Annotated in this window: 23 protein-coding genes; 12 read left to right on the top strand and 11 right to left on the bottom strand. The window is 42.1% G+C overall.

Annotated elements, in window-relative coordinates; all coding sequences use genetic code 11:
- Positions 1-9: 9 nt before the first annotated feature.
- Positions 10-1,737: an ABC transporter ATP-binding protein gene (locus AC4MCD_RS11335; protein ID WP_491876129.1), complete on the top strand. Its 1,728-nt coding sequence runs from the start codon at positions 10-12 to the stop codon at positions 1,735-1,737.
- Positions 1,738-1,936: 199 nt separating this feature from the next.
- Here the strand turns inward: AC4MCD_RS11335 and rluB are convergent, their stop codons facing one another.
- The 3 genes from rluB to AC4MCD_RS11320 are packed head-to-tail and all read right to left on the bottom strand — an operon-like array spanning position 1,937 to position 4,404.
- A complete protein-coding gene (rluB, locus tag AC4MCD_RS11330; protein WP_208462122.1) occupies positions 1,937-2,980 on the bottom strand; it encodes a 23S rRNA pseudouridine(2605) synthase RluB in 1,044 nt (347 codons plus the stop codon).
- Positions 2,981-3,022: 42 nt separating this feature from the next.
- Positions 3,023-3,613 carry an SMC-Scp complex subunit ScpB gene (gene scpB, locus AC4MCD_RS11325; RefSeq protein WP_262738821.1) on the bottom strand — a complete coding sequence of 197 codons (591 nt, stop codon included), beginning with the start codon at positions 3,611-3,613 and terminating at the stop codon, positions 3,023-3,025.
- Positions 3,610-4,404, bottom strand: coding sequence for a segregation and condensation protein A (locus AC4MCD_RS11320; RefSeq protein WP_491876128.1), 795 nt, complete (start codon positions 4,402-4,404; stop codon positions 3,610-3,612). Before AC4MCD_RS11320 ends, scpB begins: the two co-directional genes overlap by 4 nt.
- Before the next feature lie 449 nt (positions 4,405-4,853).
- Here AC4MCD_RS11320 and AC4MCD_RS11315 point away from each other — a divergent pair, with 449 nt between their 5' ends.
- Positions 4,854-5,417: a hypothetical protein gene (locus tag AC4MCD_RS11315; protein WP_125278774.1), complete on the top strand. Its 564-nt coding sequence runs from the start codon at positions 4,854-4,856 to the stop codon at positions 5,415-5,417.
- Between the two features lie 26 nt (positions 5,418-5,443).
- On the opposite strand, the gene AC4MCD_RS11310 is transcribed toward AC4MCD_RS11315, so the two are convergent.
- The 3 genes from AC4MCD_RS11310 to AC4MCD_RS11300 all read right to left on the bottom strand — a co-directional run bounded on the left by AC4MCD_RS11310 (position 5,444) and on the right by AC4MCD_RS11300 (position 7,119).
- A complete protein-coding gene (locus AC4MCD_RS11310; protein ID WP_491876127.1) occupies positions 5,444-5,716 on the bottom strand; it encodes a hypothetical protein in 273 nt (90 codons plus the stop codon).
- A gap of 38 nt (positions 5,717-5,754) precedes the next feature.
- Entirely contained in the window at positions 5,755-6,372 is a 618-nt protein-coding gene (locus tag AC4MCD_RS11305; RefSeq protein ID WP_491876126.1) for an L-threonylcarbamoyladenylate synthase, read from the bottom strand.
- An 84-nt stretch (positions 6,373-6,456) separates the two neighbouring features.
- Positions 6,457-7,119, bottom strand: a complete 663-nt coding sequence (locus AC4MCD_RS11300) for an elongation factor P hydroxylase (protein WP_180047969.1) — start codon at positions 7,117-7,119, stop codon at positions 6,457-6,459.
- A gap of 99 nt (positions 7,120-7,218) precedes the next feature.
- On the opposite strand from AC4MCD_RS11300, the gene AC4MCD_RS11295 reads away from it, so the two are divergent.
- The 6 genes from AC4MCD_RS11295 (at position 7,219) to lysM (ending at position 11,015) form a co-directional block, all read left to right on the top strand.
- A complete protein-coding gene (locus tag AC4MCD_RS11295) occupies positions 7,219-7,776 on the top strand; it encodes a YceD family protein (RefSeq protein WP_180070283.1) in 558 nt (185 codons plus the stop codon).
- A 77-nt stretch (positions 7,777-7,853) separates the two neighbouring features.
- On the top strand, positions 7,854-8,036 hold the full coding sequence (gene rpmF, locus AC4MCD_RS11290; protein WP_004783304.1) for a 50S ribosomal protein L32: 183 nt from the start codon (positions 7,854-7,856) through the stop codon (positions 8,034-8,036).
- Between the two features lie 246 nt (positions 8,037-8,282).
- Positions 8,283-9,269, top strand: coding sequence for an ACP S-malonyltransferase (gene fabD / locus AC4MCD_RS11285; protein WP_175966821.1), 987 nt, complete (start codon positions 8,283-8,285; stop codon positions 9,267-9,269).
- Complete coding sequence (gene fabG, locus AC4MCD_RS11280) at positions 9,266-10,000, top strand: 3-oxoacyl-ACP reductase FabG (protein ID WP_004783301.1); 735 nt, start codon at positions 9,266-9,268, stop codon at positions 9,998-10,000. Before fabD ends, fabG begins: the two co-directional genes overlap by 4 nt.
- 86 nt (positions 10,001-10,086) lie before the next feature.
- The gene (acpP, locus tag AC4MCD_RS11275; protein ID WP_004783299.1) at positions 10,087-10,323 is read left to right on the top strand and encodes an acyl carrier protein; all 237 of its coding nucleotides are present in this window, start codon (positions 10,087-10,089) and stop codon (positions 10,321-10,323) included.
- A 182-nt stretch (positions 10,324-10,505) separates the two neighbouring features.
- Complete coding sequence (lysM, locus tag AC4MCD_RS11270; RefSeq protein WP_419374999.1) at positions 10,506-11,015, top strand: peptidoglycan-binding protein LysM; 510 nt, start codon at positions 10,506-10,508, stop codon at positions 11,013-11,015.
- Between the two features lie 124 nt (positions 11,016-11,139).
- Here the strand turns inward: lysM and AC4MCD_RS11265 are convergent, their stop codons facing one another.
- Entirely contained in the window at positions 11,140-11,607 is a 468-nt protein-coding gene (locus AC4MCD_RS11265; protein ID WP_004783295.1) for an Lrp/AsnC ligand binding domain-containing protein, read from the bottom strand.
- 140 nt (positions 11,608-11,747) lie between these two features.
- Between AC4MCD_RS11265 and AC4MCD_RS11260 the strand changes: the two genes are divergently transcribed.
- The 4 genes from AC4MCD_RS11260 to AC4MCD_RS11245 all read left to right on the top strand — a co-directional run bounded on the left by AC4MCD_RS11260 (position 11,748) and on the right by AC4MCD_RS11245 (position 16,148).
- On the top strand, positions 11,748-13,007 hold the full coding sequence (locus AC4MCD_RS11260; protein WP_125278766.1) for a D-amino acid dehydrogenase: 1,260 nt from the start codon (positions 11,748-11,750) through the stop codon (positions 13,005-13,007).
- 35 nt (positions 13,008-13,042) lie between these two features.
- Complete coding sequence (gene alr / locus AC4MCD_RS11255; RefSeq protein ID WP_491876125.1) at positions 13,043-14,155, top strand: alanine racemase; 1,113 nt, start codon at positions 13,043-13,045, stop codon at positions 14,153-14,155.
- A gap of 38 nt (positions 14,156-14,193) precedes the next feature.
- Entirely contained in the window at positions 14,194-14,556 is a 363-nt protein-coding gene (locus AC4MCD_RS11250) for a RidA family protein (RefSeq protein ID WP_419365628.1), read from the top strand.
- Positions 14,557-14,708: 152 nt separating this feature from the next.
- Positions 14,709-16,148 (top strand): amino acid permease, encoded by a 1,440-nt coding sequence (locus tag AC4MCD_RS11245; RefSeq protein WP_419365627.1) that lies wholly within the window; start codon positions 14,709-14,711, stop codon positions 16,146-16,148.
- A gap of 113 nt (positions 16,149-16,261) precedes the next feature.
- Here the strand turns inward: AC4MCD_RS11245 and AC4MCD_RS11240 are convergent, their stop codons facing one another.
- The 4 genes from AC4MCD_RS11240 to AC4MCD_RS11225 all read right to left on the bottom strand — a co-directional run bounded on the left by AC4MCD_RS11240 (position 16,262) and on the right by AC4MCD_RS11225 (position 20,937).
- Positions 16,262-17,386 (bottom strand): hypothetical protein, encoded by a 1,125-nt coding sequence (locus AC4MCD_RS11240; protein ID WP_491876124.1) that lies wholly within the window; start codon positions 17,384-17,386, stop codon positions 16,262-16,264.
- A gap of 17 nt (positions 17,387-17,403) precedes the next feature.
- The gene (locus AC4MCD_RS11235) at positions 17,404-18,609 is read right to left on the bottom strand and encodes a hypothetical protein (protein WP_491876123.1); all 1,206 of its coding nucleotides are present in this window, start codon (positions 18,607-18,609) and stop codon (positions 17,404-17,406) included.
- Positions 18,610-18,844: 235 nt separating this feature from the next.
- Positions 18,845-19,819: a hypothetical protein gene (locus AC4MCD_RS11230; protein WP_491876122.1), complete on the bottom strand. Its 975-nt coding sequence runs from the start codon at positions 19,817-19,819 to the stop codon at positions 18,845-18,847.
- Positions 19,819-20,937 (bottom strand): hypothetical protein, encoded by a 1,119-nt coding sequence (locus tag AC4MCD_RS11225; protein WP_491876121.1) that lies wholly within the window; start codon positions 20,935-20,937, stop codon positions 19,819-19,821. The genes AC4MCD_RS11230 and AC4MCD_RS11225 overlap by 1 nt, the downstream gene beginning before the upstream one ends.
- Positions 20,938-21,050 lie beyond the last annotated feature (113 nt).

The raw sequence follows: 21,050 nt of genomic DNA, 5'->3' as shown, positions 1-21,050 counted from the left end.
AGCGCAGCGATGTCTGAAATGAATCTAAGCACAGCACCCGCGTTACTTCGCGTAGACAACCTACGCGTCAGTTTTAAAGGTGAAAATAAACAGTATGTGGAAACGGTCAAAGGAATTTCATTTGAAATTCCGGCCAATACCACAGTGGCGTTAGTTGGCGAATCCGGAAGTGGTAAATCTGTGACTTCATTAGCAGTGATGGGACTATTAGCACCTGAGAACTCGAAGGTCGCTGAAGACAGTCAGATTCTGTTTGAAGGGCGTGATTTGCTAAAACTCAAGTCGAGTGAAATGCGTCAGATCTGTGGCAAAGAAATTGCCATGATCTTCCAGGAGCCAATGTCTTCATTGAATCCAGTATTTACCGTGGGGATGCAGATTTCGGAAATTCTACGTCTGCATTTGGGTATGAATAAAAAGCAGGCCCGTCAAAGAACACTGGAACTTTTGCAGGAAGTCGGTATTCCTTCTCCAGAAACTAAGATTGATGCTTATCCGAGTCAGTTGTCTGGTGGACAGCAGCAACGGGTCATGATTGCGATGGCAATTGCCTGTGAGCCGAAGCTCTTGATTGCCGATGAGCCAACGACAGCACTAGATGTGACTATCCAGAAACAGATTCTGGACCTGCTTGAATCCCTGCGTCAGCGCCGTCAAATGTCGATGTTATTCATCAGCCATGACTTAGCGGTAGTTGGTGAAATTGCGGATCAGGTCATTGTAATGCGTTATGGCGAGATTCGTGAGCAAGGTTCGGTGACAGAAGTCCTGAACAATCCTCAGGATATTTATACCCAAGCCTTGTTGCATTGCCGTCCACAGCTGTCGCACCGTCCTTTGCGTTTGCCGGTGATTAGCGACTTTATGAAACAGGATAGTCTGGCGCATGACCTGCATGCGAACGCTCCGCCACAAAAGGAACGTTCTCGTGGTCTAAAAGGTAATGAAGAGATCATTCTCGATGTACGTGATCTGAAAAAATCCTTCTATAGCCGTAAAGGCCTATTTGGCAAAGATGAATTTCAGGCCGTGAAAGGGGTGTCTTTTCAGCTGGCTAAAGGCAAAACCTTAGGGCTGGTTGGTGAATCAGGTTCTGGTAAAACCACGATTGGTTTGCTTTTGATGCGTCTACAGCAGGCCACAGGCGGCAAGGCGCTGTTTCAGGGCAAAGATATCTTGTCGATGACGGAAAAAGAGTTTACGGCCTATCAACGTAAAATCCAGATCATTTTCCAGAATCCGTATGCTTCGCTGAATCCGCGTTTTACCGTGGGACAAATCCTGATGGAGCCGATGCAGATTCATCATATCGGTAAAGATGACGCAGAACGTAAACAGATGGCACTCGATTTACTGGAAAGGGTCAGCTTACCGGCTCAGGCCTTCTATCGTTATCCACATGAGTTTTCAGGTGGTCAGCGTCAGCGGATCGCGATTGCACGTTGTCTAACTTTAAAGCCTGAGATTCTGATCTGTGATGAATCGGTGTCAGCACTGGATGTATCCGTACAGGCACAGGTGTTGAATCTATTGCAGGATTTGCAGGATGAATTTGGTCTGAGTTATATCTTTATTTCACACGATTTATCAGTGGTGAAATATATTTCTGATCAGATCATGGTGCTAAATCATGGTGATTTGGTGGAAATTGCCAACTCAGATGATCTGTATCAATCTCCACAACACGACTATACCAAGCGTTTGTTAAGTGCGATTCCACAGGGTATTCCGCAGTAACTTGCTAAAGTACGAAGTAAAAAATGTCCACATTGCTGGGCATTTTTTATGACGGGAATTCACTTTCAGGAAATAGGAAGGAGATACTCACCTTTTATATCGGGTTCTATTGAGAAGACCAGGGATAGATAAAATTGAGTCATTATTATTGTTCTTGCAAAAAAAAGAGCCACCGAAGTGACTCTCTCTTATTCAAAGCTTAGAACTTTTTAAAGCCTTTATTCGCACCATATAAACCGCGTGGTGCATTGCCTTCACGATTTTCGCGGCGACCAAACTGGTTGTCTTCACGGTTGTCACGACGTGCAAACTGGGTGCCATTCTGGTTTTCACGACGACCAAAGCCCTGATCATCGCGACGTTCACGGCTGTTGTATTGCGGCTGCTGCTCATCGGTATCACGGCGTTGCTGACGCAGGTAACCACCACGGCGCGCTGCCATCGGTTTTTCCTGCATACGTTCATTACGACGTTTCGCCATGCCGAATAAGCCGGTACCTTGACGCGGTTTCAGCTCAACTGATTTGGTCAGGTTGTCGATATCCTGTTTATCCAGTTCAATCCAGCGACCTGTACGAAGTTCACGTGGCAGAATCACGGTACCGTAACGGGTACGTAGCAAGCGGCTGACTTTCAGGCCTTGTGATTCAAAGATACGACGAACCTCACGGTTACGACCTTCTTTCACGACAACTTGATACCAACGGTTGATCCCGTCACCACCCAGTTCAGAGAATGATTCAAACTTCGCAGGACCATCATCTAGCACCACGCCTTTCAGCATGTTGTTTTTCAGTTGTGGAGTTACTTCACCCATGACACGAACCGCATATTCACGTTCGATTTCATTGGATGGGTGCATTAAACGATTTGCCAGTTCACCGTCATTTGTGAACAGTAACAGACCGGTCGAGTTAATATCCAGACGGCCGACCATTACCCAGCGATCGCCTTGAATTGATGGCAGGTTGTCAAATACTGTTGGACGCTGTTCAGGATCATTACGTGAACAGATTTCGCCTTCTGGCTTATAGTAAATCAGTACACGACGACGGATTTCGTCTTCGATTTGGAACTGCACTTTACGACCATCGATGCGAAGCTCATCACCTGGTTCGATTCGTTCACCCACTTGGGCAATCTGCCCATTCACACTCACACGACCTGCGGCAATGACTTCTTCCATATAACGGCGAGAACCCAAACCAACACGTGCAAGCACCTTTTGCAACTTTTCACTCATGACAGCATAACCTTAGAAATAATTATTCAACAGTTCACCTATTTATGACTTCGGTGCATTCGCATCGAGCGCCATAAAAGCTTCCTTGGCATCCTGCAGGGGAGGCAATTGGCCTAAAGAATTTAAGCCAAATGCATTTAAAAATTGTGGCGTTGTCACTAACAACGCAGGTCTTCCAGGGAGTTCACGAAAGCCGGATTCTTTAATCCAGTTCCAGTCAAATAGCGTACGCAAAATCTGACTGTTATTCGTGACACCACGAATTTGTTCAATATCAGCTCGGGTCACTGGCTGATGATAAGCAATCACCGCAAGCATCTCCAGTAATGAAGGTGACAGGCGTGTCGGTCGCTCAGGCCAGGTCTGTGCAATAATATTACGATATTTTACACGCACTTGAAAACGGTAACCTTGCACAGTTTCAACCAGTTCAATAGAACGGCCATGCATCAGCATGGAAAGTTGCTGTAAATACTGGCGCAGCTCCTGCTTACTATAGCGATCCTGAAATGCTTCTTTCAGTCGAGCTAAGGAAACCGGGGAATCACTGGCAAAAATAATCGCTTCCAGCTGCATCAGAATTTCATGCAGATTATCTTCCGCAGACAAGGAGGTATTGTGTTCTGTGGTCATGCGTGTGCTCCTTGAATTGCGAGCGGTGCCTCAATGCCTGAGGCAATAATTTGAATTTTTTGCTGGCGGGTAAGTTCTAGTACGGCCATAAAGGTCACGACTACACCCATGCGTCCCTGACTTGGCTTGAGTAAATGATCAAAAGACAAGACTTCACCGGATTCCAGACAGCTTTCAATATAGGCAATCCGTTCTTCCAGTAATACCGGTTCCTGTTGTACTTGATGAATGGCCGGTTCAGGGCGGTTAAAGACACAAAGCAAGGCATCACGCAGCAGATCAGCACTATGACCTTCATTCGGCTGGATAAACTCGCCTAAGTGAACATTGGTCTGAAAGGTATCACGTTCCAGAATCGTCATCTGACCCAGACGTTCCGCAGCTTGCTTAATCCGTAAATAATTTTCCAGACGCTCAATCAGATCCTGTTTCGGATCCTGTTCAACCGCAGCCACGCTTTTCGGTTTAGGCAGCAATAAACGGGATTTGAGATCGGCCAGTAAAGCAGCCATCACCATATAATCCGCGGTTAGCTCAATATTCAGGGATTTCATCGCATCCATATAGGACAGATATTGGGAGGCAATCGGCGCGATATCAACCTGTAACAGGTCAAAACCATTTTTCTGGATCAGGTAGATTAAAAAGTCGAGGGGGCCTTCAAAATGTTCTAACAGAATTTCAAACGCTGCTGGAGGAATATACAGATCCTCTGGAATCGTATTTTGCCATTCATCCAGAACCCGGATGTTTGGAGCAGATTCCATAGCGTTATGGGGCATTTGAGTCATTACAATTATAAGCCACGCGAATTTTCAAAGGCATGAAATGGCTTATTCCCCGAGCTCTTGTCAGGAGAAAAAGCACATAATTTAGTAGTTGGCATTGTACTGGAAAATTGTCGTTAAATAAAATAGATATGCATTCAAAAGCAAAAAAACTATATTTATTTTAGGAGAAATTTTATTTTTTTAATTGGGTAAAACGCACAAGTCTGATATTAAACAGTATATTAGCTAAAATTAAATACAATATAGTCTGGGTGGCTTAAGAAACTGTAACTTCATATAGAGAATTTTTAAAAGATTCTCAGCTCCTATTAAATAGTGACTGAGTTTAAACTCATCAGGAAATATGTGATAAAAATAAGAAAAAACAGTTATCTATCGCCTAAAAAATAAACTAATGTAGCCAAAAAAATATTGATAAATAACAACCATAGATCAGGTTAATTATAAAAATGCCAATCATACTTGTGTTAATCGGCGTCATCGGCTTAGGAGTATTCTGGGGCTATCCTCAATATCAGCTTATGCAGCTTGAAAATGAAATGCGTACCAATCTGAAGTCTGGCGGCTTTTCCAGCTTTGTTGAGCAGGCCAAACCAGTGATGCAGGCCATGAAACTGGATTTTAGCGTACTGGATCAATATCCCCATATTCGTTTCTATATGCGTAATACACTTTATACGGGTAAAGATTTACCCGACGGTGTTACTGCAATGGTCAAAACCATGAGCTGTAATTCTATTGATTCTTTTAGGACTATGGAATCCACAGCCCGGACTGCGTTATTGAATGTGCTTGAAGAGGATCAAATCACTTTTCATGTTTCAGTCAAAAACAGGTTTGGTGCTGAACTGGCAACTCATCAGCAAAAACTGTCGGAATGTCCAAACTTCTTGCAGTTAAAACATTATAAAGAAGGTGATCCGTTACCCCCAATGCCAAGTTTGAATAATCAGGTTCCTTCGGTTGCACCAGCGGTCAGTACATCTACTCAGGAGCGTGCAGCGAGCTATTAAATCTTGGCATGCGTGATAAGGTTATTTTAATTCTGCTCTCGCAATACATATTCGATGATACGTTGGCAGGTAGCTGCCAGACAAACATTGCTTGTTGAATAAACTTGTAGAAGTTTTCTTGCCATCGCGATCTCAAGAAAGTATGCGTATTCAATATTGTTGATATTCAGATTTAATTCTGGCTTGGAATTTTTATCGATAGATATTGCCTTGGATTCCAGTGTCCAAGGCAATTCGGCATAGATCAGATGATCGGCAGGAAATTCATTCAGGTTCAGGAGGATATAAAACAAATCCATTTTATTTTCTTCTGAGACTTCATTAGAAGCAGCTTTATTTATTCAAAAGCACTGACATCACCAACACCACGACGGATCACTTCAGGCTGATCTCCTGATAAATCTACAATAGAAGTCGTACTTAATGTGCCTAGACCACTGTCGATAAACACATCAATACGCTTACCGAGTTGCATCTCAATGTCATAAGGATCATCTAAAGGATCCGTCTGGTCTGGTAGGATGAGTGTTGAAGTTAGCAGCGGTTCACCGAGTTCTTTCAGCAGCATCTGGCACACAGGATTGGTCGGGATACGTAAACCAATAGTTTTTTTCTTCGGATGCATTAAACGTTTAGGCACTTCGCTGGTTGCCGGAAGAATAAACGTGGTCACAGCAGGTGTATTATTTTTCAGCAAACGATAGACAGCATTGTCGACTTTGGCATAAGTCGCAAGATCGGATAAGTCACAGCAGATAATGGCATATTGGTGCTTTGGGCCTAGACCACGAATCTGCGCGATTCGCTCCATCGCATGTTTATTCCCAATCTGGCAGCCAATCGCATAGGCTGCATCGGTCGGATAAACTATAACATCACCGGCACGAATACGTTCTACCGCCTGACTGATCAGACGAGCTTGCGGATTATCCGGGTGTACACGTAAATGCAGCATAAATATTCCTCCCAACCTGCCTTAAACTTATTATGAAATGCCTTTGTATAAAGTAACAATAACAAACAGGTAGATTTGTGTAATTTAATCAAGCATTTCACGTTGAAATTCATCAGATTGTAAACTTTTGCCCGCACGGATGCAGACACAGATACAATCAATGAAGCGTTTGGCATCACGTGGCAGTTTGGCTTCACCACTAAAATAGCGTTGCACCTGGGTATAGACATTATCTTTAAAGCTGGAACCATCGCCACCATCACCGGTTAAATTATCCAGAGACACACGGAACTTACGGCCAAATGCTTTGGAGAACATCCATTCAATCGCTTGTGGCTTGATTTCGACCTGCTCAAATAATGCCTGCTGTTCCTTGGTGCGGCCATCTGGCGCATACCAGTAGCCCAGATCTGGCAGCAGACGGCGCTTGTCACCGGCAATAGTCCAGTGACTGATTTCATGCAGAGCACTATTAAAGAAGCCATGCGCAAACTGGATCCGGGCAGGGCTATCTTTTGTTGCCGGGAAATACTCCGGTTCAAAATCACCACGGACTAAAGTGACATTTAGGTGGGAAAACCAGTGATTAAAGTGTAAGATGAGCCAATCAACCTGTTCCGCTTCTGAGGATAAATTCGCCCACGGTAAGCGTTGCACTTGCTGTAGTGAGCTGTCAGAATCGGAGGTTGAAAGTGTGCTAACGAGTGATGAAACATTCACTTCTGTTTGCGGCTGCAACAGATGCATGACTGAAATTACCCAATTGGTCTGTCTAAAAATAAGTACAAAATTGTATCTTAATCTTTGACAGAGTTCTGATGAATTTGTAGAATTGCCGCCTTAATTATGTCAGCAAATACCTTTCCGGCACAGATTGAGCCGTTTAAATGGGCTGAACAGGGCTTTGTATGGTCAGGAAACCTGCCATTATCTCGCTTTGTTCGTATTGCTCGTGAAGCTGTTGGATCAATTGATGATCAATTGATTAACATAGACTGTAAGCTATCAATGGATGCCTATCATCGCATTGCATGGTTGGATGGTCATGTTGAAACGAAAGTTCCAATGGAATGCCAGCGTTGTCTGGAGACTGTTGAAATCGAACTCGTTTCAGATTTTCATCTAGCTCTTGTGGATGATGAGTCACTGATAGAGCGCTTGGATGAGGATGCTGATTTCATCGTCTTAGGTGAAAGTGAAGCAACGACGAAAGGTTCATATGATGCACCTGCCACCGCTGACTTGCTCGCACTGATAGAAGATGAATTGTTATTGTTGATGCCGCTGTCTCCTAAGCATGATGTTTGTGAGCATAAGCATCAACCTGCCGCAGAAGAAGTTGTTGAAGAAAAACGGGATAATCCGTTTGAAGTTTTGGCAGCTTTGAAGGGTAAACTTAACTAATTTTTGTGTTATACTCATGCGTATAAGACAATCGAATTTGTTCTGATCCATTTTTTCGATATTTGTAAGGAGCCATCATGGCCGTTCAGCAAAACCGTAAAAGTCGCTCTCGCCGTGACATGCGCCGTTCACATGACGCTTTAACTGAGAATGCATTAACTGTAGACCAAACTACTGGTGAAACTCATCGTCGTCACCACGTATCTAAAGATGGTATCTACCGTGGTCGTCAATTATTCGCTAAAGCATCTGCTGAATAATTGATGATGTATTAAGCGTTAAAGCTTAGTAGAAAAAATGGGAGCGTTAAGCTCCCTTTTTTTATGCTTGATTTTATACATAGGTTTTGCGGTCATCATGTGAAGTCGCGGTTTTTGTTGTATTTGGCAATTACCCAAGCCAAAATTACGTGTTAAATTGCGCTCCACAATGGGTAAGGTGATCTGATCGGCCAACTTTTAGGTCTAAGAAAAGATTCGCACCTCTTGAATGAAAGGATTTTATTTATGTCTGCTAAACAACTCGAACAAGCAGCTCAAGCAACTAAAACTGCATTTGTGTTCCCAGGTCAGGGTTCGCAAAAAGTCGGCATGCTCGCTGAACTTGCAGAACAGTTTAGTGGTATCCGCGATACATTTGCTGAAGCATCTGAAGCGGTGGGTTTTGATCTGTGGCAGATTGCACAGACGGGTGAAGGTCTGGATCAAACCGAATTTACTCAACCGGTACTATTAACAGCATCAATCGCTTTATGGCGTGTATGGTTAGAGCTGGGTGGAGTAGCACCAAAATATATGGCGGGCCATTCACTCGGTGAATACAGCGCGTTAGTTGCAGCGGGTGCTTTAAGTCTGGGTGATGCAGTCAAGCTGGTGAACCTGCGTGGTAAGTTGATGCAAACTGCTGTACCTCAAGGCGTAGGTGCAATGGCAGCGATTCTGGGTCTGGATGATGCCAAAGTGATCGAGCTTTGTGCACAAGCAACAGCAGCAGGTGAAGGTTCAGTTGAAGCAGCCAACTATAATGCTCAGGGGCAAGTCGTAGTTGCTGGTAATAAAGAACGTGTAGAAGCCGTGATGGCACTGGCCAAAGAAAATGGCGGTAAAGCGATTGCACTACCAGTTTCAGTTCCTTCACATTGTTCACTGATGAAACCTGCCGCTGAGCAGTTCGCAACAGCTTTGGAACAAACTGCCATTGAGATGCCACGCATACCTGTATTACAAAATGTAGGCGCAAAAGCAGCTGCGGACGTGACTGAACTTCGTCAGGCTTTGACTGAGCAGCTGTATGAGTCAGTGCAATGGACTAAAACACTACAATTCCTTCAAGATGAAGGCGTTGAGTACATTGTAGAATGTGGCCCAGGTAATGTACTGGCCAATATGGCAAAACGTTTACCGAATATCGAAAAAGCACTTCCATTAGATACTCAATCTCGTCTGGAAGATGCGTTGAACACCGTATTGGTGGCAGAAGGGAAAATTGCATGACACAGGAACGTAAAGTTGCCTTGGTGACAGGTGCAAGCCGCGGCATTGGTGCTGCAATTGCACAACAATTAATTCAAGACGGTTATTTTGTCGTAGGTACTGCGACTTCTGAAGCGGGTGCAGAGAAACTTAATGCACAATTTGCTGAAAATGGTGCCGGTAAAGTTCTAGATGTACGTGATGGTGCTGCGATTGATGCACTGGTCAGCGATATTGAGCAAAACTATGGCCCTGTGCTGGTACTGGTGAATAATGCCGGTATTACCAAAGACAACCTGTTATTACGCATGTCGGAAGACGACTGGGATGATATTTTAAACATCCATCTGAAAGCCGTTTATCGTTTATCTAAACGTGTGCTGAAAGGTATGACTAAGGCACGTTTCGGCCGTATCATCAATATCAGTTCTGTGGTGGCGCATTTTGCTAACCCAGGTCAGGCGAACTATTCAGCTGCCAAAGCAGGTATTGAGGCGTTTGGTCGCAGTCTGGCTAAAGAAATGGGTAGTCGTCAGATTACAGTCAATGCTGTTGCACCAGGCTTTATCGCGACTGAAATGACTGAACAGTTAAGTGAAGAAATTCGCAAGAAAATGAGTGATCAAGTGGCTTTAAACCGTTTAGGTGACCCACAAGATATCGCGAATGCCGTAAGTTTCCTGGCATCGGACAAAGCCAGTTACATTACAGGTACAGTCATTCACGTTAATGGTGGTTTATACATGAGCTAAACGGCACATGTATTAACTTTCCAAATTTTATAGATTCAATTAAACTAACGGCATTAAAAACGCCACAAGCAATGAGGAGAATTCCTGTGAGCGATATCGAACAACGCGTTAAACAAGCGGTTGCAGAACAACTTGGTATCAAAGTCGAAGAGATTAAAAACGAAGCATCTTTCATGGATGACTTAGGTGCTGACTCTCTAGACCTAGTTGAACTTGTTATGTCTTTCGAAAATGACTTCGACATCACTATTCCTGATGAAGATTCTAACGAAATCACGACTGTTCAATCTGCTATTGACTATGTTACTAAAAAACTTGGTTAATGCTGATTTTCAGCTTTGCTGAACCTAAAGACCACCGCAAGGTGGTTTTTTTGTGCCTGTAGAATAGATATAGGGTGATTTTACAATCGATAACCTTTTGCTTACCAATGACTAACTTTGTATCTGCTGCTTTCCTTGTACAAATAAGAATGATCTGATGAATAACAAGAATGGAGTCCACTATGGGTCTTTTTGATTTTGTAAAAGGCATTGGTAAAAAGAACACTGCAGCTGCGGAGCCACAACAAACACCGGCAGCAACTCAACAGGCACCTGCCGCTGCATCTAAAGCAGCATCGGCTGAACCTTCTGCACAGGAAATAGCGAACAAATTATTAGGCCATGTTAAAAGCCTAGGACTGCCAATTACAGGATTGTCGATCAGCTATAACTCAACCTCAGATCTGGCAACCGTACGCGGACAGGTACAAAGTCAGGCGGATCGTGAAAAGATTATTTTAGCAGTAGGAAATGTTGATCATGTCGCTAAAGTGGATGACCAGCTGACTGTGGCGAATCCGGAACCTGAAAGTAAGTTCTATACGGTTAAATCGGGTGATACCTTATCTAAAATTTCGAAAGAGTTTTATGGTGATGCCAATCAGTACAATAAGATTTTCGAGGCAAATCGCCCTTTACTGAAAAATGCCGATGATATTTTCCCGGGGCAAGTACTACGTATTCCTGCCTAGTCTTAGATAATCATCCATATAAATAATAAAATTTTACTTTAAACTTATCTAATTCAGATAAACGGTTCACAACAAAGCCCCTTATGGGGTTTTGTTGTGTCTACAAATTGAACCCTTGTCAGAATTAGATTCCTACATCCAGATATGAACTTTCCTTTACTTCTTCCATCACTACATAACTATGTGAGGAAGCAGAAGAGGGGAGCTTTTTTAATAAATCCCCAAGCAGACGCCGGTAAGCACTCATTTCCTTTAGGCGGGCTTTCACCAGATAATCAAAATCTCCCGAGATGAGATGACATTCCAGCACTTCAGGAATTTCGCTTAAGTCACGCGCGACCTGTTCAAATACATCACCGGATTTGGCAGAAAGTTTGATTTCCAGAAACACTAACAGGTTCTTTTCCAGCTTTTCCGGATTGAGTCGGGCATGATAACCCATGATGATTCCATCGCGTTCTAGCCGCTTGACCCGCTCGGAACAAGGCGTGGTAGAGAGGTTGACCCGGGAAGCGAGTTCACTGATTGCAATGCGTCCATCGCGCTGCAGGATATCTAAAATCATGCGATCAATGCGGTCTAATTTGCGCATCTATTATTCCCTTAATTTTTAAAAATGACGCGAAGAATCTAGTGAATTTGCTGAATATATCAGTTTAAAACAGTGAAATTCACTATTGATCCAAAAATATACTGGTGAAATAAACTATAAATGTCATTGAGGGTAATGTCATGCGCGTAATTGTATTGGGTGGTGGTGTCATTGGTGTAACAAGTGCCTACTATCTTGCGCAGCAGGGAGCAGAAGTGACTGTCCTTGACCGTCAGGCAGGTCCGGCTGAAGAAACCAGTTTTGGTAATGCGGGCCAGATTTCTCCTGGTTATTCGACACCATGGGCAGCACCTGGCATTCCATTTAAAGCAGTGAAATGGATGTTCCAGCATCATGCACCATTGGCGATTAATGTTGATGGTAGTCTGTGGCAGTTACAGTGGATGGCCCAGATGCTGAAAAACTGTAATGCTCAACATTATGCAGTGAATAAAGAACGTATGGTGCGGGTCGCCGAATATAGCCGTGACTGTTTACGTAATCTACGTCGTGATATCGGCATTTCTTATGAAAACCGTTCTAAGGGAACCTTGCAGATTTTCCGTAAGGAAGCACAGCTCGACGCAGTGCAACGTGATATCGAAGTGCTGAAAGAAACCGGCGTGGATTTTGAGTTGCTGGATCGTGAGCAGCTAGCCAAAGTTGAACCGGCACTGGCAGAAGCTAAAGATAAACTAGTAGGTGGTTTGCATCTGCCAAATGATGAAACCGGTGATTGCTACCTGTTTACCAATGCACTGGCCAATTACGCCAAAGGCATGGGCGTACAATTCAAGTTTAACCAGCAGGTTGAAAAACTGCTGTTTGAAGGTGACCAGATCAAAGGTGTACTGGTCAATGGTCAGGTATTGACCGCAGATAAATATGTGCTGGCTTTTGGCAGCTATTCCCGTGATTTCCTGAAGCCGCTACATCTGGATCTGCCGGTGTATCCAGTCAAAGGTTATTCATTGACCATTCCAATTGTGGATCAGACTCATGCACCACAATCGACTGTGCTGGATGAAACTTACAAGATTGCATTGACTCGTTTTGATCAGCGGATCCGTGTCGGTGGTATGGCAGAGTTGACAGGCTTTAATTTGGGCTTGAACGAAGATCGCCGTGCAACCTTGGAAATGGTCACTCGTGACCTGTTCCCGGGTGGTGACATGGCGCAGGCCAGTTTCTGGACCGGCTTACGTCCAATGACTCCAGATAGCACACCAATTATTGGACCGACACGCTTTAACAATCTGTTCCTGAATACCGGACACGGTACGCTAGGCTGGACCATGGCATGTGGCTCAGGAAAGCTGATCAGTGATTTGGTACTGGGTCAAGCACCTGAAATTAGTACTGAAGGCTTGTCGCTGAATCGTTATCAGCAGGTTGCTTAAGCTTTTAAGGATTATCAGTTTCAGGGAAGAAATTTATGCCACGTCCAATACGCGCGGTGATTCATCAACAGGCATTGCAACATAACCTGCAAGTTGCACGTTCCTGCGCACCTCAAAGCCAGGTCTTTGCAATCGTCAAAGCTGATGCTTATGGGCATGGTATTGAGCGGGTTTATGCCGCATTAAAAAGTGCCGATGGTTTTGCCTTTCTGGATCTTATTGAAGGAAAGCGTTTGCGTGCCTTAGGCTGTGACAAACCATTATTGTTGCTGGAAGGCATTTTTGGCCTTGAAGATTTATTCGACTGCGCCAAGTATGAGATAAGTTTTGCAATTCATGCCCAGCATCAACTGGAATGGTTAAAAACCTTTGTCCAATTACAACCAGACGTACAGTTTGATGTCTTTTTAAAAATGAATAGCGGAATGAACCGGCTCGGTTTTTTACCTGAGCAGTATCGTGTCGCTTTTCAGGAATTAAAAAATATTAAGCAAGTATGCTCCATCAGTCATATGACACATTTTTCCGATGCGGATGGCATGCGCCTTGGACAGGAAGGTATTGAACATCAACAGCTGGTCTTTACCGAAACCATTCAAAATCTGCCGGGCAAAACTTCACTCAGTAATAGTGCTGCCATTCTGCGTCATCATCAGCATATACAGTCAGACATTGTACGTAGCGGCATCATGCTTTACGGCAGCTCACCTGACTATCCTACCCATACGATTGATCACTGGAACTTAAAACCGACCATGAGTCTGCGTAGCGAACTGATCGCGATTCAGCAGGTTCGGGCAGGAGACAGCATTGGTTATGGCTCTACTTTTATAGTTGAGCAAGATATGCAGATTGGAATTGTGGCCTGTGGTTATGCGGATGGTTATCAGCGAATCACACAAACTGGAACACCAGTTTTGGTAGATGGGATTCGAACCCAAACGATCGGTCGCATCAGTATGGATATGCTGGCGGTTGATCTAGCTTCTGTCCCGGATGCGCAGATTGGTAGCGAAGTTGTGCTGTGGGGACAATCCATACACGGCACAGTATTGCCGATTGATGAAGTGGCCGCGGGTTCGGGTACGGTTGGCTATGAGCTGATGTGTGCCATCACCCAACGTGTGCCTATGCACATTGAAAGCTAAAGATTAAACAAATATTAGAAATAAGAGAGGATAAAATTATGACGGAACATGCAGATATTCAGCGTTTGAACAGCAATCAGGTCATGAGTGCTGTCACCATTCATAATCAAACCGTGTATTTATCAGGGCAGGTGCCAGACAGCACCAGTCTGGATATTCGTGGTCAAACGCGTGAAGTGCTCTTGAAGATTGATCAACTCCTTAAACTGGCAGGTACAGACAAAAGCCGTCTGTTATCTGCACAGCTCTTTGTTAAAAACCTGGAAGACTTTCAAACCGTCAATGCACTCTGGATTGAATGGCTCGAGGGATATGGCACACCAGCACGCGCAACCATTCAGGCGGATCTGGTAAATCCCGCCTGGTTAATTGAAATTGCAGTGATTGCAGCCCTCCCTTAAGTTGCTTCAGATTTTTATATCTCCCAACTTGATTTTGTAAGCACATCAGGCCTGATCATTTAATTCATTAAATGAAACTGTATCTGCAATCAGGATTTCAGGAAGAAATCCGATCAGATGAGCGAGGGCCTGATGGGAAAAAGGAACCGAATATGAATACAGCCTCCTCCAAAGATGATGCATCATCATCTCCCCATGAATTACAGCGTAAGCTCTCTAATCGCCATTTGCAGTTAATTGCCATTGGTGGTGCCATTGGTACAGGCCTGTTTATGGGTTCTGGTAAAACGATTGCACTGGCAGGGCCTTCAATCTTATTTATCTACATGATTATTGGAGCCATGTTCTTTTTCCTAATGCGTGCATTAGGGGAAATTTTACTGTCCAATCTGCACTACAAATCCTTCATTGATATGGCGCATGACCTGATTGGTCCGGGGGCTGGCTATTATATTGGCTGGTCGTACTGGCTGGGCTGGATTCTGGTCGGTATTGCCGACTTAGCGGCAATTATCAATTATCTGAATTTCTGGCTGCCACCCGATATGGCTTTTACACCCATGGGGCAGGCCATGATCAGTGCTGGCTGTGTACTGCTGGTACTGGGAATTAACCTGCTGACCGTTAAGCTGTTTGGTGAAATCGAGTTCTGGTTTGCACTGATTAAAATTCTGGCGATTTTAGGCCTGATTGCGATTGGTGGATATATGATCTTCAGCGACTTCCAGGCACCAGGTGGATCGGCTGCCAGCCTGACCAATGTCTGGGCCTATGATGGTATGTTCCCTAAGGGCACAATGGGCTTTCTGGCTGGCTTCCAGATTGCGATGTTTGCTTTCGTCGGTGTAGAACTGCTGGGTACGATGGCGGCTGAAACCAAGGATCCTGAAAAGAACTTGCCTAAAGCAGTGAATGCGATTCCTACACGGATCATCCTGTTCTATGTGTTGTCTCTGCTGGTCATTATGTCTGTAACACCGTGGGTAGAAATTCCTGCTGATCAAAGTCCTTTTGTAACACTGTTTCTGCATGCGGGTATTCCGGTGTCAGCCATTATCATGAATCTGGTGGTACTGTCTTCTGTGATGTCCTCCATGAATAGTGGCGTGTTCTCTACCAGCCGGATGCTGTTTGGTTTGGCACGTGATGGTCAGGCACCTCAGGCTTTGGCTGAGCTTTCAAGTCGTGCAGTTCCGGCTAAAGGTCTGTTATTTTCCTGTGCCTTTATTATGGCAGGTGCGGCTTTCCAGTATTTTGTGCCGAACACGATGGAAGCCTTTACGCTGGCCAGTTCACTCTGTGTGATTCTGTTTATCAGTATCTGGGGGCTGATTATGGTGTGTTATATCCGTTACCGTAAACAGCAACCTGAAAAACATGCCACTTCGACCTTCAAGATGCCGGGCGGAATCTGGATGTCCTATCTGGTGCTGATCTTCTTGTTCTTTGCCTTGGTTATTTTAAGTCTCGAAGTAGATACCATGAAAGCACTGATGATTAGTCCGCTGTGGTTAGTAATTCTGTTCGCCACCTATCACACTTTGTATAAACCACGTCTTCGTAAACGTCAGCAACTTCTCTCCGGAGAATAAAGTACAGACATAAAAAATCCCCGATCAATCGGGGATTTTTTTATTGTAAGCAGAATAATTTGTGAATCATCCTTCCTCTATTTTCTAAAAAAGCCAAATCATCATTCAGATAATTAAAGTTGAGGAACACAGCGCTGATAAAATTTACTTTGATTGGATGTATATTCGAAATAAATTAAACAGGTATAAATACATAGAATAAATAATGCAAGCCTTGCTACTGGCGAAACAAACAAAGATGATAAAAGGATGATGAGCAAACACGGGATTATCCATACCAATACACGTTTCTTTTTTTGTTTTACAACGACTTGAATTTCCTGATTTGACATTGGTTTAGTCTGATTTTTCCACAATTCGATTTTTATTGGCTCATTGCTAAACTTAAGTTGTCGGTATTCACTATAAGCGGGCTGTAAGGCATCATGCTTCATAAAAAAATCCGAATATGAGGCAAAAATATAATTTTCGATCTGCTCTAAACTTGGTGATGCTGTGCTAACACTAAAATCCTGATTCAAATCTTGAAAGACAAGCTGAAAATTTCCAGCGTATTCATTGCGGATAAAATGAATCGATAACATGGATTCTGGATAAAAATAACTTGGGTGCAGTAGATAATTTTCATGCCGTTGCCACAGTGGGTGTTTGTGGAAATTATGGGTGAAAATTGGCAATTCGTCAGGGTTGGGATGATAAGCACGTATTTGTAAAATAAGAGCTAAATCAGGTGTAAGGCACACTTCAACTGATTGACCTACAAGTTGTTTAGGTTTAACTTCTATGGGTTGTAAAATTAAGAAATCGGGATAGCGAATATTAAAAGTCTTTTTATGGGTTTCATTTTTTAAATCATAAAATTTAAGTTCAATATTAAGCTGCTTTAATTTGGGATCATATTTTGAAACTTTGGTGATCTTGCCAAATGTCTTGAGGTATTGGTCGGAATATTGTTTTCGTGTTTTTCGAGCATATAGCCATAGATACAAACCCTCTATTTCATTTAATGTAAACAGCCCAAGAAAAAGTACAGAAATAGTCAGTTGTGGATTATTAGAATTCCATACAAGATAAATCGCGCCAATAGCAAAAATCCAATGAAAGCGAGCTTTTATTTTTTGATGAAGCTTAAGCTTTGGGCCATGCAATTTTTTAAAGTTTTTCACAGCATCTGAATATAATTTTTGAGCTTCAGGTGTTGAGGCTGTTTTAATTTCTGCGGATGAAAAGTTCTGCATAATTGACCTGCTGTTGTTTATGTATTTGTTTTTGTTATTTGATTGAGAATGAAATACTGACCATTATAAAAGCCGATTTTCTTTTGCTGATAGAAATACCAACGCAGTAAAAATGCCAAACTGAACATAAAGCAAAATACGCCCCAACCAATCGAATATTGGCAAATAATAAAGAAAATAATAAGTAGAATGAAAAACAGTAAGGCTGTGGACAGTTGAAGCTGACCATCCTGTTCTTTCTTTTGAATGCTTGTACTAATGGACTGGGGTGTTTGCCAAAGTTGAACTGGATGAGCATCAGGATGTTGTTTAAAAAGGTCATAAGTAGATTGGTCAAAGCCTTTAAAGAAGGATTGGATTTGAAGTTCAATGTCTTTGAAATTGCCGAGATCATTTGGAATACAAAAATCATTTTGCTCCATACACTCAAACTTTAGTTCAAAGCCCGTTACTGTTTTTAGTGCTTGGATCGATTGGACATTCGCAAGTGCATAGGGAGCTTGATGATGTGGAATACCAGAGGTGTGTGGATGCCAAAATACTGCTCTTTTATGTAATTTAGGTTGCCAGATGTCAGTACATGTCGCTTCAGGATCAATAAGGCGAATCTGTACCAAGAAATGAGAAGTTGGTAATAAACACAGTTCAACCTGTTGTCCAATCAATAATTCGATCTGATGAAATTTGGGTAAGTATACAAAGTTAGATAAAAGCACATTAGCTTCATTCTTATAGTACAACAGTTGAACCGGTCGAATGACAAAGGTTTTGGAAACGAGTTCTTTATCTAAATTTAAATATTCAATACGCAGTTCAATGGCATCATTTTTTGAGCTTTTCTCAACCTTGCGTATAAAGCCATGCGTGATCAAATATTCCGCTTTTTCGAGTTCTTGGTTGTATGGGGATGTTTTGTAATTTTGAGTGAACCAGATTATTAAATTTACAGCTACCATGCTGATCGCTATGATCATGAAAATGCTCCACAACCACCGAAAATCATAATAAGTTTGCTTTGAAATAAAACCAAATTGAATTGCTATTAATACAAATATGAGGGCTGGAAAAATACCAGAGATGAATTTTTCAAGAGGTTTTTCAATATAACGCTTATAACGCAATACAAATGATGGATTACATAATTGAGCAATCTGTTTTTTAAATAATTTTTGTCGATCTTCACTGAGTAATTTTTTAATATGTGGGCGTAATGGAGCATTCATTGATGTACTCCCTTTTTACAAGGTTGAATTTGAAAAAGCGCAACTTGTTTATCCGCTGCTAAATAATGCTTACGTCGACAAAGCGCATAAAACCAATAGATTAACGCAAGTCCAATAAGTGCAGTACTGAGTGTTCCAACCATAATATTAAGGAAAATATCATCTAGCACTTTAAATGGTGTGGTGGACAGGATTATCGTAGCAGTGAATATACTCAGTACAGTCGCATAGAGACTTAATTTGATCGCAAGTTTTTTGCGTAATTCTTTTTTTCTATATAGGTCAGTGGATTTGTATGTTCCCAGATCAATTGAGGCTGTTCAGGGTGGCTGGCTTTAATTGCTTGATACTGTATATGATCGAAAGAAGGTAAAGTATGTGAGAGCGCAAGTTCAAAATCACTAATATTGAGAATATGATTACGTAAGGTGACATTTTCAAAAATTTCACCTTGAAAGATATAGTGCCAATTTTGATCTTGCGTTGAATAGTGGAGATAAAGTTTTCGCAGATCATCAGGATGTAAAAACACAGGGCTGAGCAGTGGCCCACGATGGAAATACCACCAACGGTTTTTATTTTGAAAAAAGCGCCCTTTTTTAAAATACACATGTGATTCTGCTGAGTTTGTTAAATATAGCTGAATGAGAGTTTCTGATTCGGCAGATAAATAGAGTGTTACAGGTGCATTGATTAAAGTATCAATGCTATTTTCACGATCCTTAAAATCATTTGGGTTATAAGTATCAGTCTGGTAAAAATGCTTAAAAATACGCGTTTGAATTTGAGATTTTGGATTGAGATATTCAATTTCAAACTCAATAATATTGTCTTTGGGGCGATGGGAGATAATTTTTTTGATTGTGCCTGTTGTTGAAAAATAAGCAAATTGATTGATTTTAGCTTGTATTTTTCGTTTGATTTTACGATCAACCCATTCTGAATAAAGCCCTTGTAATACAGCTAGCGTAAGAATGCAGTAACCGTAATATTTGACTGGAATTCCCAGTATAAGCTGATCTTTTCCATATGCTACGAGTGCAATCAAGATAAAAAAGAGAGCCTTGTAGGTATTTTGATGGAGTGCAATTGCATTGATTTTTGAATGTTGGTAATCGCGTTTTACTTGCGCTAATAATTGATATTCAAAAATTATTTTGTCGTCTTTATTCGTGCAAACAGCATGCTGAATGTTATGTTCAGGTGTCATCAAGGTTGAGACTCCTGTGCGAGTTTTAGTTGTTTAAAAGCATCTTCTTGAATCCAATAATCTTTAAAATGTCCCTCATAAATGCTGACAGGGTAAGATTGCCCAAGCTTTAAATTGCGATTGAAGCCTGCCCATTTTTCATTGATATAAATTTCATCCAATCCCGTTTTTTCTTGAAGTTCGGGCGTGAGTTGCCATGTCTGGTAACGGTTGCCGGTTTCCGTGAGCTTTAGTATGTAAGTTTGAGGATTGCTCGGTTGTGATTCGCTATACCAACGATTAAGGTGTAACCCTATGCTATAAAAACTTGCACCGAGCAAAAGGCTACTGACCAGCGCCGTTGCGAATGGATATTTTTTATTTTCTCTACGGATTACGACATAGCATATTAAAAATGCCAATATCCCAGCAGGGACTAAGCCAAGGTAGGACTCGATACCAAAATGCACACCTCTAAAAGGTACAAAGAAACTACCTATGCCAAGAGTGATCGCTAAGATTAGAAGATAAAGCGGACTTTGACCAATGTCATTGCGCAGGCGTTCCTGTTCTGCACTGGTTCCATACAAAGATTCATAAGCAATGTATTGTGGATCAAATTTCCAATATTGCTGTAACGCTTGGCTAATTTGCTCCTGATCTTGGCGATTAAACATAAGTGGGAAAAGTACATTTAATCGAGTCAGTAGCGTGGAATTTGTATAAGGATGTTCTACAAATTTTATCGAGGCATCATGAGGAAACAGATCTTTATTTTGCAGTCTTAGCCATTTCCTGAGTAGGTTGCCATTTAATGATGGTCGAATGAGATAAGGTGCTTTGGCTAAATCTTGCTGCTTAACATATTGAGTTAACATACCAAATGGATAATGCAGAATAATTCTGTGTGTTGTGATAGTGAGTCGATATGTAAGGAAGTAGCAATAGATCAGTAAAAAGAAAAAGGCATGGATGACTTGCCAAGCTAAACCGCCCGAAGGTAGAAAACAGACGACAATAATAGCCATAAATATTATTAGACTGATCCCTCCGATCTGTTTGGGGTATCCCTGAAAAAGAATCCGCTCTGAAACTTCCAGATTAAGCTCCTTTTGTTGTGTAAATGAGTCTGATTTCATTTTTATATAATTTTGATTTTTAAAATATTATATTTAAAATTGTTTAAAAATAAAGCTAATATTACCTTCTAATAAAAGGATAAGTTGTGTAGGAAGTTGACATTGCGCAAACT

The organism is Acinetobacter sp. CAU_H_78, assembly GCF_058599365.1.
Note: the sequence above shows the minus strand (reverse complement) of the source record. Positions and strands in the feature narration are given on the sequence as shown.

Bases quoted from the DNA above. Each gene is read 5' to 3' on its own strand.
- AC4MCD_RS11260 (WP_125278766.1), top strand. From the start codon at position 11,748: ATGCGCGTAATTGTATTGGGTGGTGGTGTCATTGGTGTAACAAGTGCC.
- AC4MCD_RS11315 (WP_125278774.1), top strand. From the start codon at position 4,854: ATGCCAATCATACTTGTGTTAATCGGCGTCATCGGCTTAGGAGTATTC.
- scpB (WP_262738821.1), bottom strand. From the start codon at position 3,613: ATGACCACAGAACACAATACCTCCTTGTCTGCGGAAGATAATCTGCAT.
- lysM (WP_419374999.1), top strand. From the start codon at position 10,506: ATGGGTCTTTTTGATTTTGTAAAAGGCATTGGTAAAAAGAACACTGCA.
- AC4MCD_RS11335 (WP_491876129.1), top strand. From the start codon at position 10: ATGTCTGAAATGAATCTAAGCACAGCACCCGCGTTACTTCGCGTAGAC.
- alr (WP_491876125.1), top strand. From the start codon at position 13,043: ATGCCACGTCCAATACGCGCGGTGATTCATCAACAGGCATTGCAACAT.
- AC4MCD_RS11240 (WP_491876124.1), bottom strand. From the start codon at position 17,386: ATGCAGAACTTTTCATCCGCAGAAATTAAAACAGCCTCAACACCTGAA.
- rluB (WP_208462122.1), bottom strand. From the start codon at position 2,980: ATGAGTGAAAAGTTGCAAAAGGTGCTTGCACGTGTTGGTTTGGGTTCT.
- AC4MCD_RS11235 (WP_491876123.1), bottom strand. From the start codon at position 18,609: ATGAATGCTCCATTACGCCCACATATTAAAAAATTACTCAGTGAAGAT.
- AC4MCD_RS11230 (WP_491876122.1), bottom strand. From the start codon at position 19,819: ATGACACCTGAACATAACATTCAGCATGCTGTTTGCACGAATAAAGAC.
- AC4MCD_RS11245 (WP_419365627.1), top strand. From the start codon at position 14,709: ATGAATACAGCCTCCTCCAAAGATGATGCATCATCATCTCCCCATGAA.
- AC4MCD_RS11310 (WP_491876127.1), bottom strand. From the start codon at position 5,716: ATGGATTTGTTTTATATCCTCCTGAACCTGAATGAATTTCCTGCCGAT.
- AC4MCD_RS11250 (WP_419365628.1), top strand. From the start codon at position 14,194: ATGACGGAACATGCAGATATTCAGCGTTTGAACAGCAATCAGGTCATG.
- AC4MCD_RS11295 (WP_180070283.1), top strand. From the start codon at position 7,219: ATGTCAGCAAATACCTTTCCGGCACAGATTGAGCCGTTTAAATGGGCT.
- fabD (WP_175966821.1), top strand. From the start codon at position 8,283: ATGTCTGCTAAACAACTCGAACAAGCAGCTCAAGCAACTAAAACTGCA.
- rpmF (WP_004783304.1), top strand. From the start codon at position 7,854: ATGGCCGTTCAGCAAAACCGTAAAAGTCGCTCTCGCCGTGACATGCGC.
- fabG (WP_004783301.1), top strand. From the start codon at position 9,266: ATGACACAGGAACGTAAAGTTGCCTTGGTGACAGGTGCAAGCCGCGGC.
- AC4MCD_RS11305 (WP_491876126.1), bottom strand. From the start codon at position 6,372: ATGCTGCATTTACGTGTACACCCGGATAATCCGCAAGCTCGTCTGATC.
- AC4MCD_RS11225 (WP_491876121.1), bottom strand. From the start codon at position 20,937: ATGAAATCAGACTCATTTACACAACAAAAGGAGCTTAATCTGGAAGTT.
- AC4MCD_RS11300 (WP_180047969.1), bottom strand. From the start codon at position 7,119: ATGCATCTGTTGCAGCCGCAAACAGAAGTGAATGTTTCATCACTCGTT.
- AC4MCD_RS11320 (WP_491876128.1), bottom strand. From the start codon at position 4,404: ATGACTCAAATGCCCCATAACGCTATGGAATCTGCTCCAAACATCCGG.
- AC4MCD_RS11265 (WP_004783295.1), bottom strand. From the start codon at position 11,607: ATGCGCAAATTAGACCGCATTGATCGCATGATTTTAGATATCCTGCAG.